Source organism: Achromobacter pulmonis, assembly GCF_902859765.1.
Taxonomy (GTDB): domain Bacteria; phylum Pseudomonadota; class Gammaproteobacteria; order Burkholderiales; family Burkholderiaceae_B; genus Achromobacter; species Achromobacter pulmonis.
On the sequence record NZ_CADIJV010000035.1, the window covers coordinates 37,762 to 51,147 of the forward strand.

Genomic DNA, 13,386 nt, shown 5'->3' on the forward strand with positions numbered 1-13,386 from the left:
CGCCCCGTCGCGGCGGGCAACGGCGCCGCGCCTCAGACCGTCGCCAGCGCCGGATAGTCGGTGTAGCCGGACGCGCCCGAGGCGTAGAAGGTGGACGTATCCGGCGTATTCAACGGCGCGTTCAGGGCGAAACGCCGCACCAGGTCCGGATTGGCGATGTACGGCACGCCGAAAGCCACCGCGTCGGCGCGGCCCGCGGCAATCGCCGCCTCGGCCGATTCGCGCGTGAAACCTTCGTTGGCGATATACACGCCGCCATACGATTCCTTGAGCTGCGGCCCCAGGCTGTCGGCGCCCTCGTGCTCACGCGCGCAGATGAAAGCCAGCCCACGCCGGCGCGCCGCCCGCGCCACATAGTTGAAGGTCGTGGCCGGATCCGAATCGCCCATCGTGTGCGCGTCGCCGCGCGGCGACAAGTGCAGGCCGACGCGGCCGCCGCCCCAGATCCCGACGCAGGCGTCCACCACCTCCAGCATCAGGCGCGCCCGCGCTTCGAGCGAGCCGCCGTAGCCATCGGTGCGATGGTTGGTGCTGTCCTGCAGGAACTGGTCCAGCAGATAACCGTTGGCGCCGTGCACTTCGACGCCGTCGAAGCCGGCCTCCTGCGCCAACTGCGCGCCACGGCGATAGGCCTCGACGATGCCCGGGATCTCATCGGTCTCGAGCGCGCGCGGCACCACATAGGCGCGCTTGGGCCGCACATGGCTGACATGGCCGCCCGCCGCGATCGCGCTCGGCGCCACCGGCAGCTCGCCATTCAGGAAGATCGGATCGGAAATCCGGCCCACATGCCACAACTGCGCGAAGATACGGCCGCCGGCCTCATGCACCGCCGACGTCACCTTGCGCCAGCCCTTGACCTGTTCCTGCGACCACAGCCCCGGCGTATTCGCATAACCCACGCCCTGCGGCGTCACCGAGGTAGCCTCGGTCAGGATCAGCCCGGCGGTTGCGCGCTGCACGTAATACTCGACCATCAGGTCGCTCGGCACACGGCCTTCGGCGGCGCGTTGGCGCGTCAACGGGGCCATGATGATACGGTTGGGCAGGGTCAACTCCCCTACTTGCAAGGGTTCGAACAGCAGGCTCATAACAATCCTCTTGCCCGGCGGGCGGGCTTGGGTAGCGGCGGCAGGCTACATGTCTTGGTTCAATTGCCGCAGGAACGCGGCAATCACGGTTTCATTGCGACGAAAGAACACCCACTGCCCCACCTTGGTGGCCGAAATCAGCCCCGCGCGCTGCAGCACCGCAAGATGCGAAGACACGGTGGACTGCGACAGCCCGCAACGCCCGTCGATATGGCCCGCGCATACCCCGTGTTCAAAGGTATGGCCCGGACGTTCCTGGAAGTGCGCCTGCGGCTCCTTCAACCACCCCAGGATCTCGCGGCGCACGGGATTGGCCAACGCCTTGAGAATGGCGTCGACATCGATCTGCGTGGAGGCCTCGGCGGCGGTGGAAGCAGTGGTCGTCATATTGAAATATCGCAATTTATCGAATCTTATATCGAGATATCCCGATATAACGTCATACCCCTGCCGGCCGAGGGGCTTTCCCGGCGCCCTGGCGAACCCTCACTCGCCCTGCACCCTTCCCCGCAGCCGCTTGACTTCGCCATGCAGCACCTTGCGCTGCACCCGCCGCCGCTGCGACGCCCGCGTCGGCTTGGTCGCCCGGCGCGGCTTGTCCACCTTCGCCGCCGCCCGCACCATATTCACCAGCCGCTCGATCGCCTCGGCCCGGTTTTTGTCCTGGCTGCGGAACGACTGCGACTTGATGACGATCACCCCCTCCTTGGAAATGCGATGGTCGCTCATCGCGCACAACGCCTCCTTGATCTCGGGCGGCAACGACGATGCCCGCACATCGAACCGCAGATGCACCGCGCTCGACACCTTATTGACGTTCTGCCCGCCCGCGCCCTGCGCCCGGATCATCGAGAACTCAATCTCGCGCTCGTCGATATAGAGAGAATCTTGAACATGAAACATAGCGCGAGAGTATATAAGCCCCACGCCCAGGGCGACCTGCGAAGCGCCCTGCCCTCGGCCTGCGGATTCCCCAAAAAGCGAAAAAGCCCACGACATCAAGGACATCCCAGACCCGCGCCCCCAAGAACGACTAAAATAATGCGCTTTTGCCCCCCTCCTGGGCGCTCGCCCCGAGCGCCATCCCCCATGACCTACACCGCCAAAGAAATCTTCAAAACCCTGCAAGGCGAAGGCGCCCACGCAGGCCGCGCGGCGGTCTTCTGCCGGTTCGCGGGCTGTAATCTCTGGACCGGCCGCGAAAGCGACCGCGCCAGCGCCGCCTGCACCTTCTGCGACACCGACTTCATCGGCACCGACGGCGAAGGCGGCGGTAAATTCGCCACCCCCGACCTGCTCGCCGACGCCATCGAAGCCGCCTGGGGCCCCGACACCGCCAACCGCTACATCGTCTTCACCGGCGGCGAACCCCTGCTGCAACTGGACGCCCCCCTGCTGGCCGCCGTCCACGCCCGCGGCTTCACCGTCGCCATCGAAACCAACGGCACCGTCCAGCCGCCGCCCGGCATCGACTGGATCTGCGTCAGCCCCAAAGGCACCGCCCCCGTCGTCATCGAGCGCGGCAACGAACTCAAGCTGGTCTACCCCCAGCCCAACGCCCTGCCTCCGCGTTTCGAACACCTGGACTTCGAGCACTTCTTCCTGCAACCCATGGACGGCCCCGCCCGCCAGGCCAACACCGAACAAGCCGTCCAGTACTGCATGCAGCACCCGCAATGGCGCCTGAGCCTGCAGACCCATAAATACATAGGCATTCCATGATTTCCGTGACCCGCAGGCTTGAATTCGACGCCGGCCACCGCATCCCCGACCATCGCAGCCAGTGCCGCAACCTGCACGGCCACCGCTACGTGCTCGAAATCACCCTGACCGGCGACGTCGTCCAGGCTCCTGGCGAATCCGACAACGGCATGCTGATGGACTTCGCCGACATCAAGCGCATCGCCAAGACGCACATCGTCGACGTCTGGGACCACGCCTTCCTGGTCTTCGAGGGCGACACCGCCGTGCGCGGCTTCCTGGATTCGATGCCCGACCACAAGACCGTGGTGCTGGACCGCATCCCCACCGCCGAAAACCTGGCCGCCATCATCTTCGAGATCCTGGCGCCGCACTATCATGGCCACTACGGCGCCGACCTGCGCCTGACCCGTGTGCGCCTGTACGAAACGCCCAACTGCTGGGCCGACTGCAACGCCTGATGCCCCCGCGCGCGGCGGCAAAACCGCCCGCCCGCGCTGCCGCGACATCTCCGCCCCCGGGCGTCCCGCCCCGCCACACCAGGATCGCCGGGCGCCGCGGCCTGGCTTGGCCCGCCCGGCTTTCCATCCACGGAACACCCGCCCCTGATTTTTCCGATTGAAAGAATCAATGGAGATCTTCACTATTTTCAATTAATAGTAAGCTAATAGATAGGATACAATCGATTTCCATGAAGACCCCCACCGACTCCCAGCTCATGGCCACCACCGCCAACCTGATGGTGCTGTCGCGCGCCTATCGCGGCGCCGCCGACAAGGCCCTGGCCGACTACGGCCTGTCGCAAGCCACCGCCTGGCCCGTGATCCTGGCCGGCCGGCTCGGCGACGGCGTGCGCCAGGGCGCGCTGGCCGAGGCCCTGGGAGTCGAAGGTCCGTCCCTGGTGCGCGTGCTCGACCAACTGGTCGCCGCCGGCCTGATGGAACGGCGCGAAGACCCGCACGACCGCCGCGCCAAGACCCTGCACCTGACCGAGGCCGGCCATGCGCTGCGCAAGCAGGTCGAGGACGTGCTGGTGGAACTGCGCCGGCGCCTGTTCGGCGGCATCAGCGAAGCCGACCTGCAGGCCTGCCTGCGCGTGTTCGAGACGCTCAAGACCGCCCTGGGGCGCAGTGCCGCCGGCGCCCAGGAGGACCCGCGGCCATGAAACTGCCCAACGTCCGCGAGACTATCTTCTCCCTCAAGAGTTACCTGAGCGCCATCATGGCGCTCTATCTTTCGTACAGCATCGGCCTGCCGCGCCCGTTCTGGGCCATGACCACGGCTTACATCGTGGCCCAGCCCTGGTCCGGCGCGGTGCGCTCCAAGGCGCTGTACCGCCTGGTCGGCACCTTCTGCGGCTCGGCCATGACCGTCTACATGGTGCCGCGCCTGTCCAATTCGCCGGTGGTCATGACCGCCGCCATGGTGGCCTGGGTCGGCTTCTGCCTGTACCTGTCGGTGCTGGACCGTACCCCGCGCTCGTACCTGTTCATGCTGGCCGGCTACACCGCCGCCATGATCGGCTTTCCCAGCGTCACCGACCCGTCGCTGGTGTTCGACACGGCGCTGGCGCGGGTCGAGGAAATCAGCCTGGGCATCGTCTGCGCCACGCTGATTCACAGCATCGTGCTGCCGCGCGGCCTGGCGCCGGCCCTGACGCTGCAGCTGGACAAGGCGGTGCGCGACGCCAAGCTCTGGATCCACGACACCCTGAGCGGCCAGACCGCCGAACAGAAAGACCGCGACCGCCGCGTACTGGCCAACGACATCACCCAACTGCGCCTGCTGTCGACCCACGTGCCGTTCGACACCGGCAACCTGCGCTGGACCGCCGGCGCGGTGCGCGCCATGCAGGACCAGATCGCCGCGCTCACCCCCGCCGTCTCGGCCGTCGAAGACCGCATGCGCGCCCTGCAGGCCGACGGCCAGGCCCTGCCCGAGCCCGTCTCGCAGGTGCTGGCCGACATCTCCGAATGGATCAACGCCGGCGCTCAGGCAAGCCACGAAACCGCGGTGCAATTGCGCGCCGCCGTCTCGCGCCTGACGCCCGCCATCGACAGCCGCTCGGGCTGGCGCGATGCGCTGCTGGCCAGCCTGATGACGCGGCTGCGCGAACTGATCGACACCTATGACGAATGCCTGGCGCTGCGCCGTGAGATCCGCGCCGGACTGGCCGGCGCCCCGCTGCGCGCGCCGCGCGCCGCCGGCGGCGCCAGCGCCACCAACCGCACGCTGCACCGCGACCGCGGCATGGCCTTGCTGTCGGCCGCCGCCGCCGGCGTGGCCATTTCGGTCGTCTGCCTGTTCTGGATCGGCACGGCCTGGAGCAACGGCGCCACCGCTGCCTTGATGGCCGCCATCTTCAGCAGCTTCTTCGCCTCGCAGGACAATCCGGTGCCGGGCATCATGCAATTCCTGACCTACACGGTGTATTCGATCCCGTTGTCGGCGCTGTACCTGCTGGGCATCATGCCCGCCATCCACTCGTTCGAAATGCTGGCGCTGGCGATGCTGCCCACCGCTTTCGTGCTGGGCATCTTCATCGCGCGGCCGGCCTCCACCGGCAAGGCCATGGCGATGCTGTTCGGCTTCCTGGGCACCATGGCGTTGCAGGACACCCACACGGCCGACCTGGTGTCGTTCATCGACGCGCAACTGGCCCAGTGCCTGGGCGTGGCCACCGCCGCGATCATCGCCGCCATCTTCCGCACCGTCAGCGCCGACTGGAGCGCGCGCCGCATCCAGGCCGCCAACTGGAACGAACTGGCCGCGCTGGCCAGCTCGCCACGCGCGCCGGCCCGCCACACCTACGCCGCCCGCATGCTCGACCGCATCGGCCTGCTGCAACCGCGCCTGGCACTGGCCAAGCGCGCCGACGACCTGATCGCGGCCGACGCGCTCAAAGACCTGCGCGTAGGCCGCGACATCGCCGAACTGCAACGCGCCCGCCGCCACCTGCCCATGGCGGACGCCAGCATCGCGCCGGTGCTCGACAGCCTGGCCCGCTTCTTCCGCGAACGCTCGACCCGGCGCGGTGGCGGCAAGACCGCCGAGATGCTGGCGCAGATCGACCGGGCCCTGGCCAGCGTCAGCGCCACGCCCGGCACCATCGCCGCCCGCGACCGCGCGATGGTGGCCCTGGTGGGCCTGCGCCGCGCCTTCTTCCCGGAGGCGGCCGACTATCAACCCGCCCATCCCACGCTGGAAACATCATGATCGGCGAATTCAACCTCTATGGCATCTACTTCCCCTGGCTGCTGGTGCTGGGCGTGATCACCCTGGGCGTGGCCTGGGCGGTGCGCCGCGTGCTGGCGCGCGCCGGGCTGTATCGCCTGGTGTGGCACCCGGCGCTGTTCGATCTGGCGCTGTTCATCGTGCTGCTGTATGGCGTCTCCCTCATTTCCCCTTATTTTGTGCAGAGATAGGTATGAAACTCCCCAACGCCCTGCGCCCCGCCGCCCTCGGCAAGTTCGCGCTGACCGCCGCCGTGGTCGCGGCCGCCGTCTACGCCGGCTGGCAACTGTGGGTGCACTATGAAGTCGAACCCTGGACCCGCGATGGCCGCGTCAAGGCCTACGTGGTGCAGGTGGCCCCGGACGTGTCCGGCCTGGTGACCGCCGTGCCGGTGCACGACAACCAGGACGTCAAGGCCGGCGACGTGCTGTTCGAGATCGACCGCGCGCGCTTCCAGCTGGCCTATGACCAGGCCGAAGCCTCGGTGCGCTCGCAACAGGTGGCGCGCGACCAGGCGCTGCGCGACGCCAGGCGCAACCGTGCGCTGGGCCAGTTGGTGGCCGCCGAAACGCGGGAACAGAGCCAGGCCAAGCTGCAACAGACCGAAGCCGCGCTGGCCCAGGCCAAGGTGCAGCTGGACACCGCGCGCCTGAACCTGGAACGCAGCCGCGTGCTAGCCGCAACCGACGGCCGCGTCACCAACCTGGACCTGCGCGCCGGCTCGTACGCCAGCGCCGGCCATGGCGTGATGGCGCTGGTCGACGCCAGCTCGTTCTACGTCGAAGGCTATTTCGAAGAAACCAAGCTGCCCGGCATCCACACGGGCGACCCCGTCACCGTCACGCTGATGGGCGACAACCGCCAGATACGCGGCCACGTCGAAAGCATCGCGCTGGGCATCGCCGACCGCGACCGCAGCACCGGCGCCAACCTGCTGCCGAACGTGAACCCGACCTTCAACTGGGTGCGCCTGGCGCAACGCATCCCGGTGCGCGTGAAGATCGACGACGTGCCCGCGGGCGTGCGCCTGGTCGCCGGCCAGACCGCCACCGTCGTGGTCAACGCCGCCCCGTCCGCGCAAACCGGCGCGCGCCAGCCCTCGTGAGCGCCGCGCTCGCGCAACCCCGCAACCTTTCAGACAACGCCAAGCCGTAACCGCCATGAACACCCGATTCCTCCTGCCGCTGATGCTGTCCGCCGCGCTGGCCGGATGCGCCGCCGTGGGCCCTGACTACCAGGTGCCCGCCGACGCGGCCGCCACCCGGCCCGACGCGCAGGCACCGTTCGCCGAGGCGCGGGAAGGCGTGTTCCTGCGCGACCCGGTGCCCGGACGCTGGTGGCGCCTGTACAACGACCGGGTGCTCGACGGCCTGGTGGAAAAGGCCCTGGCCGCCAACACCGACCTGCGCGTGGCCAGCGCCAACCTCGAACGCGCCCAGGCCGCCGTGCGCGAAACCCAGGCCCAACAACACCCCAGCCTGGGCATGAACGCCTCGCCCAGCTTCGGCCATGTGTCCGGCATCCAGGAACTGGCGCCGGGCATCGACCCGCCCAACCGCTGGTCATACTCGGCCGGCGCCAGCATGTCGTACCAGGTGGACCTGGTCGGCCAGATCCGGCGCGCGGTGGAAGCGGCCGGCGCCGATGCGCAGGCGGCGCAGGCCGCCTACGACGCCACCCGCGTCACGGTCGCGGCCGAAACCGCGCGCGCCTACGCCAACCTGTGTTCGGCCGGCATGCAACTGGCCTCGGCCGAACACTCGGTCAAGGTGCAGCAGGAATCGCTGGACGCCGTCAGCCGTCTGCAACGCGCCGGCCGTGGCACCGCGCTGGACGTCACCCGCGCGCGCAGCCAACTGGAGCAATTGCGCGCCAGCCTGCCGCCGTTCCAGGCGCAGCAGCGCACCGCGCTGTACCGGCTGGCGGCGCTCACCGGCCAGACGCCGGCCGAGATTCCGACCGCGTTGCTGCAATGCGCCGCCGCGCCGCAGTTGCGCGAAACCATTCCGGTGGGTGACGGCGCCGCGCTGCTGCGCCGCCGTCCCGACATCCGCCAGGCCGAGCGCGCGCTGGCCGCCGCCACCGCGCGCATCGGCGTGGCCACGGCCGACCTCTACCCCAAGATCACGCTGGGCCTGTCGGGCGCCTCGGGCGGCCCGGCCGCCATGTTCGGCGACCGCGGCACCTTCAGCTGGAGCGTGGGTCCGCTGATCTCCTGGACGCTGCCGAATACCGGCGCGGTGCAGGCGCGCATCGCCGAGGCCGAGGCCAACACCAAGGCCGCCGTGGCGCGCTTTGACGCCTCGGTGCTGAACGCGCTGCGCGAAACCGAGAGCGCGCTGGTGGTGTATGCGCGCCAACTCGACCGCCAGGCCGCGCTGCGCGCCGCGCGCGACCAGGCGGCGCAGGCCGCCGCGCAGGCGCGTCAGTTGTTCCAGTATGGCAAGACCGACTACCTGACGGTGCTGGACGCCGAACGCACCCTGGCCAGCAATGAAAGCGCGCTGGCCGCCGGCCAGGCCGAACTCAGCAACGACCAGATCGCCGTGTTCCTGGCGCTGGGCGGCGGCTGGGAGCAGTAACCGGCAAGCCCCAGCGCACGCTCCGCGCCGATCATGGCGCCCGCCGGGCCCGGCCCTGGCGGCATCCCCTTGGCCCGTCCGCTCGGGCCACGCTCCCTCTCCTTTCTCTCCACCGGCCATTGCGCCCGAGCCGTGGCTGACGCGCGGCGGCGGATTTGGCGAGGCTCACCGGCGCGCCGTCAATGCACCGTGGTGCCGTCGGGCGGCGACTGGTTCAGGCCCAGCGCCGCTTCCCAACTGCGCAGCGGCACGCAGGTCTGCAGGCGCACGATGGCGCGCTGGATCAGAGCCGGATGCAGTTCGTGGCCGACGTGCGTGGCCACGTCGATGGTGGAATCGCCATGCAGCTCGTCCAGCCGCGCCTGCGCCGCCTGAATCAGGGCCACCGGCATGACCGGATCGTTGGCGCCATGCAGCAAGTGCAGCGTGGTGTACTGCGGCGCGGCCTTGGGCAGTTGCGCATAACGGCCCGAAAACGCGATCACGCGGCCGGCCATGCCATCGTGCGCCTGCACCAGTTCCAGCGCCATGATGGCGCCTTGCGAGAAGCCGGCCAGCGCGGTGTCGGACTGCAACAGGCCAAAGCGGGCCTGGGCCGCTTTCACGTAGGCTTCCAGCGGCGGCAGGGCCTGGGCCACGCGCTCGGGCCGGTTGTCGTCGGACACGCCGCGCACCGAGAACCACTGGCGGCCGGCGGCGCCGCCGTCGAAGGGTTCGAAGCCCTCGGGAATCAGCACCGCCGCGCTGGGAAAGGCGGCGCGCACGGCCTCGGCCAGCGGCACCAGGTTGTCCGGCGTGCCGCCGACCCCGTGCAACAGGATGAACAGTTGGCGCACGTCGGTGCCGGGGTTGGGCAGGAACGCGATTTCGCGGGGGGATGGAGAGGAAGAAGTGGCCATGCTACGGCTCCGGACAGGCACTGGGTGGCCCCATTGTAAAATGCCGGTCACACGCAATCCTAGGCAAGGCGCCCACCGGGCCGGCTACTGCCCCCGGTGCCCACCAGGCGCTGACGGGCGATCGTGGCCGGCGCAGCGTTTTGCATCAACCAGTGCATTCCATGAAAACACCGACGACAGACTCGGGAACCCCGCCGGCCGGCAAGAACCAGTTGCACCGCGTGCTCAAGGCGCGCCACCTGACCATGATCGCCCTGGGCGGCGCCATCGGCACCGGCCTGTTCATCGCCTCGGGCGCGGCCATCGCCCAGGCTGGCCCGGGCGGCGCGCTCACGGTCTACCTGCTGATCGGCCTGATGGTCTATTTCATCATGACCAGCCTGGGCGAACTGGCCACCTTCATGCCCGTGTCGGGCTCCTTCTGCACCTATGCCTCGCGCTATGTGGATGGCGGCTTCGGCTTCGCGCTGGGCTGGAATTTCTGGCTCAGCTGGGCCACGGTGGTGGCGGTGGACGTGGTGGCCGCACAGTTGGTGATGGCGTACTGGTTCCCCGATACCCCGGGGTGGATCTGGAGCGTGACCTTTCTGGCGCTGACCTTCGGCCTGAACGCCTTCTCGGCGCGCAGTTTCGGCGAAGCCGAATACTGGTTCGCCATCATCAAGGTGGTGGCGGTGCTGTGCTTCATCGTACTGGGCCTGGCCATGCTGGTCGGCATCATCCACAGCGACGCGCCGGTCGGCCTGCGCAACTGGAGCGTGGGCGAGGCGCCGTTCGTGGGCAACGCCGCCACCTGGGTCGGGGTGGCCATGGTGGTGGCCTATTCGTTCCAGGGCACCGAGCTGGTCGGCGTGGCCGCGGGCGAATCCGAGAACCCGCGCCGCAACGTGCCGCGCGCCATCAACCACGTGTTCTGGCGCATCCTGCTGTTCTACGTGCTGGCGATCCTGATCATCGGCCTGCTGATTCCCTATACCGACCCGCAGCTGCTGCGCAACGAGGTCGAGGACATCGCTGTCAGCCCGTTCACGCTGGTGTTCCAGCACGCCGGGCTGCTGTCGGCGGCCACCATCATGAACGCGGTGATCCTGACCTCGGTGCTGTCCGCTGGCAACTCGGGCATGTACGCCGCCACCCGGATGCTGTTCAATATGGCGGCCGAGGGCCAGGCGCCGAAGCTGTTCCAGCGCGTGACGGGCAACGGCGTGCCGCTGTACGCGCTGCTGGCCACCACCGCGCTGGCCTGCCTGTGCATGTTCAGCGTGGTCTACAGCCCCAAGGCGGTCTACATCTGGCTGCTGAATTTCGCCGGCATGACCGAGTTCATCGTGTGGCTGAGCATCGCGGTCAGCCACTACCGCTTCCGCCAGGGCTACGTGAAGCACGGCTACGACACCGCCGACCTGCCCTACAAGGCCGGCCTGTTCCCTTTCGGCCCGCTGCTGGCCTTCGTGCTGTGCCTGTTGGTCACGCTGGGCCAGAACTACCAGGCCTTCCTGGACGAGCGCATCGACTGGATCGGGGTGGTCTCGACCTACCTGGCGATCCCGCTGTTCCTGGCGTTCTGGATCGGCCACCGGCTGGTGAAGAAGTCGCGCTGGATCCGCTACGAAGACATGCGGTTCTACGGTTTCGAGGCCGACCGCGCCGCCGGCGTCGGCCAGGACGCGCCGGTGGCCGCCGGCCAGCCGGCGCGGTCCTGAACCCGCGCCAGCGCTATTCGAAAGCGTTGCGCGGGCGCTGCGCGATGACGCCGTACCAGCCCAGGCCGGCATAGGTTTCATAACCCGGCGTCAACGCGAACCCCACCAGGCCGCGGTCGGCGTTTTCGTAGTAGCCGCGGGGCTGCTCGTCGTGGCGCAGCACGTAGCGCTCTTGCAGCGATGCCGCGCCATCCGAGGCGGCGATGACGCGCTGGCGGCTGTCGACCAGCAGGCAGCGGGTGCGTCCCCATTCCTCTTCCGACAGGCCCACCGACTTGACGATGCTGTCGGCCTGCTGGGTCCAGTCGAAGAACACCCCCAGCACGCCCAGCGGCTCGCCCTGCTTGTCGGCATCACGTCGGATCGCGGTGGCGTAGGTGGCGACGTGGGCGCCGTCCAGCAGCCGCGCGCGGTCGATGTCCATGGCCACGTATTCGCCGCCGTCAGCCGTGGCCATCCCGCGCCGGAACCATTCGCTCTGGCTGACGTTGGCGCCGCGCGCCTGCGGATAGCGGTCCGGACGGCCATTGGCCACCACCCGCCCCTGCGCGTCGGCCACCCACAAGTCCAGGTAGACCGTGTAGCTGTCCAGGATCACGCCCAGCCGGCCGCTGGCGTGGCGCGCGCTGTCGGCGCCGGGTTCCTGCAAGGCCCGCACCACCGCGGAATCCGTGGCCCACCAGCGCACGTCGCAGGACCGCTCGTACAGGTTGCGGTCCATGGTCTCGATCATGTTCAGCGCCAGGTCGCTCAGGCGGCGGCCCTCGTAGCCACGGATCTCGTGCAGGGTGTGCTCGCCGATGCGGATCAGGTCGGCGATGGAGCCAGCCAACTCTTCCTTGAGCGCGTCGGCAATGCCGGTGATCTGCTCGGACACGTACTGCACCTGATTGGCCACCACCGCGAATCCGCGCCCCGCCTCGCCCGAGCGCGCGGCCTCGATACGCGCATTCAGCGACAGGTACTTGGCCTGCTGGTTGATGTCGACGATGCTCTCGATCTTCTCGTTCGAAATCCGCTCGACGCGGCGCGACAGTTCGACGATGCGTTCGGGTTGATGGGCCATGTTCAGCACTCCTTTTGTTGGACGTTGTTGCGAGAGGAGACGGTGACATGGGGACACAAGCAGGAAGCGTGCCAAGCCGTGCACGGGTTAATGAGTCGCCCCATCCAAGGGCACGGCGGGCATGGCTGCGGGTCGGCGCGCCTCGAAGCGGGTCGCGCGGCGCGCACCAATACGGTGCAACCGGCGGATACATCCCTAGCCTTCCGGGTCGGGTAAAATACTGTATATTCATACAGCAAAAGCAGCTTCAGCCCGGGGCTTACCCCCGGCTGCCGCGCCGTCCACCGCGTCTTCACCCAGAGAAACCGGGTCGCCCGCCCGCCATGCCGTCGCCAGAACAGATCCATCCCGCGTTGTGGCGCGCCACTCAGTTGGCGCGCGGCGCCGCCCGCAGCCTGCCCACCGGCCACGCCGCCCTGTCGGCCGAGCTGCCGGACGGCGGCTGGCCGCTGGGATCGCTGATCGAACTGCTGGCGCCGCAACCCGGCATCGGCGAAATCCGCCTGTTGCGCCCGGCCCTGGCGCAACTGGAAACGCGCCGCGCCATCGCCCTGGTGCAGCCGCCGCACGCGCCGCACATCGCCAGTTGGATGAGCTGGCGGCTCGACCCGCGCCAATTGCTCTGGGTCGCCCCCGAAAAACCGCTGGACGCCCTGTGGGCCGCCGAGCAGATCCTGAAAAACGGCAGTTGCGGCGCGCTGCTCTGCTGGCTGCCGCACGTGCGTCCCGAAGCGCTGCGCCGGCTGCACCTGGCGGCGCAGGCCAGCGACCTGCTGTTCGTTGCCCTGCGCCCGGCCAGCGCGGCCCAGCATGCCACCCCCGCCCCCTTGCGCCTGGCGCTCGCGCCCGCGCCGGGCGGGCTGTCCGTCCACATCCTCAAGCGCCGCGGACCGGTCTGCGAGGCCCCGCTGTACGTGGGCCTGGAGCCCGGCGTCGCGGCGCCCACCCGCCCTCATGCGCCTCTGGATCGCCGCCTGCCTGCGCTGCCTGCCGCTGGACGCCCTGCGCCCGCACTGGCCGCATGAGGCCCAGGCCTACGCGGTCCTGGACCAGGAACGCGTCGCCGCCCTCACGCCCGCCGCGCGCCAGGCCGGCGTGCGCCCCGGCATG

Annotated in this window: 14 protein-coding genes; 9 read left to right on the forward strand and 5 right to left on the reverse strand. The window is 69.0% G+C overall.

Translation table 11 applies throughout. From position 1 onward, the window contains the following. Positions 1-32: 32 nt before the first annotated feature. From HV701_RS22785 to arfB, 3 genes are all read right to left on the reverse strand, one after another. Positions 33-1,091 carry an alkene reductase gene (locus HV701_RS22785; RefSeq protein ID WP_175135273.1) on the reverse strand — a complete coding sequence of 353 codons (1,059 nt, stop codon included), beginning with the start codon at positions 1,089-1,091 and terminating at the stop codon, positions 33-35. A 45-nt stretch (positions 1,092-1,136) separates the two neighbouring features. After that, positions 1,137-1,478, reverse strand: a complete 342-nt coding sequence (locus HV701_RS22790) for an ArsR/SmtB family transcription factor (protein ID WP_175135274.1) — start codon at positions 1,476-1,478, stop codon at positions 1,137-1,139. 99 nt (positions 1,479-1,577) lie between these two features. Further along, positions 1,578-1,994 carry an alternative ribosome rescue aminoacyl-tRNA hydrolase ArfB gene (arfB, locus tag HV701_RS22795; protein ID WP_175135275.1) on the reverse strand — a complete coding sequence of 139 codons (417 nt, stop codon included), beginning with the start codon at positions 1,992-1,994 and terminating at the stop codon, positions 1,578-1,580. Between the two features lie 186 nt (positions 1,995-2,180). Here arfB and queE point away from each other — a divergent pair, with 186 nt between their 5' ends. The 7 genes from queE to HV701_RS22830 all read left to right on the forward strand — a co-directional run bounded on the left by queE (position 2,181) and on the right by HV701_RS22830 (position 8,608). Beyond that, the gene (gene queE / locus HV701_RS22800) at positions 2,181-2,813 is read left to right on the forward strand and encodes a 7-carboxy-7-deazaguanine synthase (protein ID WP_175135276.1); all 633 of its coding nucleotides are present in this window, start codon (positions 2,181-2,183) and stop codon (positions 2,811-2,813) included. Next, on the forward strand, positions 2,810-3,253 hold the full coding sequence (queD, locus tag HV701_RS22805) for a 6-carboxytetrahydropterin synthase QueD (protein ID WP_175135277.1): 444 nt from the start codon (positions 2,810-2,812) through the stop codon (positions 3,251-3,253). The genes queE and queD overlap by 4 nt, the downstream gene beginning before the upstream one ends. 230 nt (positions 3,254-3,483) lie before the next feature. Then, the gene (locus tag HV701_RS22810; RefSeq protein WP_175135278.1) at positions 3,484-3,957 is read left to right on the forward strand and encodes a MarR family winged helix-turn-helix transcriptional regulator; all 474 of its coding nucleotides are present in this window, start codon (positions 3,484-3,486) and stop codon (positions 3,955-3,957) included. Next, complete coding sequence (locus tag HV701_RS22815; protein WP_175135279.1) at positions 3,954-6,008, forward strand: FUSC family protein; 2,055 nt, start codon at positions 3,954-3,956, stop codon at positions 6,006-6,008. Before HV701_RS22810 ends, HV701_RS22815 begins: the two co-directional genes overlap by 4 nt. Then, positions 6,005-6,217 (forward strand): DUF1656 domain-containing protein, encoded by a 213-nt coding sequence (locus HV701_RS22820; protein ID WP_175135280.1) that lies wholly within the window; start codon positions 6,005-6,007, stop codon positions 6,215-6,217. Before HV701_RS22815 ends, HV701_RS22820 begins: the two co-directional genes overlap by 4 nt. 2 nt (positions 6,218-6,219) lie before the next feature. Then, the gene (locus HV701_RS22825) at positions 6,220-7,131 is read left to right on the forward strand and encodes an efflux RND transporter periplasmic adaptor subunit (protein ID WP_175135281.1); all 912 of its coding nucleotides are present in this window, start codon (positions 6,220-6,222) and stop codon (positions 7,129-7,131) included. Between the two features lie 55 nt (positions 7,132-7,186). Continuing rightward, positions 7,187-8,608 (forward strand): efflux transporter outer membrane subunit, encoded by a 1,422-nt coding sequence (locus HV701_RS22830; RefSeq protein ID WP_175135282.1) that lies wholly within the window; start codon positions 7,187-7,189, stop codon positions 8,606-8,608. A 179-nt stretch (positions 8,609-8,787) separates the two neighbouring features. Here HV701_RS22830 and ypfH read toward each other — a convergent pair whose 3' ends face one another. Then, positions 8,788-9,507, reverse strand: coding sequence for an esterase (ypfH, locus tag HV701_RS22835; protein ID WP_175135283.1), 720 nt, complete (start codon positions 9,505-9,507; stop codon positions 8,788-8,790). Positions 9,508-9,668: 161 nt separating this feature from the next. On the opposite strand from ypfH, the gene HV701_RS22840 reads away from it, so the two are divergent. After that, entirely contained in the window at positions 9,669-11,210 is a 1,542-nt protein-coding gene (locus tag HV701_RS22840; protein ID WP_236756520.1) for an amino acid permease, read from the forward strand. Between the two features lie 13 nt (positions 11,211-11,223). Here HV701_RS22840 and HV701_RS22845 read toward each other — a convergent pair whose 3' ends face one another. Next, the gene (locus tag HV701_RS22845) at positions 11,224-12,285 is read right to left on the reverse strand and encodes a methyl-accepting chemotaxis protein (protein WP_336885400.1); all 1,062 of its coding nucleotides are present in this window, start codon (positions 12,283-12,285) and stop codon (positions 11,224-11,226) included. A 314-nt stretch (positions 12,286-12,599) separates the two neighbouring features. On the opposite strand from HV701_RS22845, the gene imuA reads away from it, so the two are divergent. Continuing rightward, complete coding sequence (gene imuA, locus HV701_RS22850; RefSeq protein WP_175135285.1) at positions 12,600-13,301, forward strand: translesion DNA synthesis-associated protein ImuA; 702 nt, start codon at positions 12,600-12,602, stop codon at positions 13,299-13,301. Positions 13,302-13,386: the final 85 nt, after the last annotated feature.

Excerpts from the sequence above, each read along its gene's own strand:
- HV701_RS22785 (WP_175135273.1), bottom strand. The coding sequence starts at position 1,091 with ATGAGCCTGCTGTTCGAACCCTTGCAAGTAGGGGAGTTGACCCTGCCC.
- HV701_RS22790 (WP_175135274.1), bottom strand. The coding sequence starts at position 1,478 with ATGACGACCACTGCTTCCACCGCCGCCGAGGCCTCCACGCAGATCGAT.
- arfB (WP_175135275.1), bottom strand. The coding sequence starts at position 1,994 with ATGTTTCATGTTCAAGATTCTCTCTATATCGACGAGCGCGAGATTGAG.
- queE (WP_175135276.1), top strand. The coding sequence starts at position 2,181 with ATGACCTACACCGCCAAAGAAATCTTCAAAACCCTGCAAGGCGAAGGC.
- queD (WP_175135277.1), top strand. The coding sequence starts at position 2,810 with ATGATTTCCGTGACCCGCAGGCTTGAATTCGACGCCGGCCACCGCATC.
- HV701_RS22810 (WP_175135278.1), top strand. The coding sequence starts at position 3,484 with ATGAAGACCCCCACCGACTCCCAGCTCATGGCCACCACCGCCAACCTG.
- HV701_RS22815 (WP_175135279.1), top strand. The coding sequence starts at position 3,954 with ATGAAACTGCCCAACGTCCGCGAGACTATCTTCTCCCTCAAGAGTTAC.
- HV701_RS22820 (WP_175135280.1), top strand. The coding sequence starts at position 6,005 with ATGATCGGCGAATTCAACCTCTATGGCATCTACTTCCCCTGGCTGCTG.
- HV701_RS22825 (WP_175135281.1), top strand. The coding sequence starts at position 6,220 with ATGAAACTCCCCAACGCCCTGCGCCCCGCCGCCCTCGGCAAGTTCGCG.
- HV701_RS22830 (WP_175135282.1), top strand. The coding sequence starts at position 7,187 with ATGAACACCCGATTCCTCCTGCCGCTGATGCTGTCCGCCGCGCTGGCC.
- ypfH (WP_175135283.1), bottom strand. The coding sequence starts at position 9,507 with ATGGCCACTTCTTCCTCTCCATCCCCCCGCGAAATCGCGTTCCTGCCC.
- HV701_RS22840 (WP_236756520.1), top strand. The coding sequence starts at position 9,669 with ATGAAAACACCGACGACAGACTCGGGAACCCCGCCGGCCGGCAAGAAC.
- imuA (WP_175135285.1), top strand. The coding sequence starts at position 12,600 with ATGCCGTCGCCAGAACAGATCCATCCCGCGTTGTGGCGCGCCACTCAG.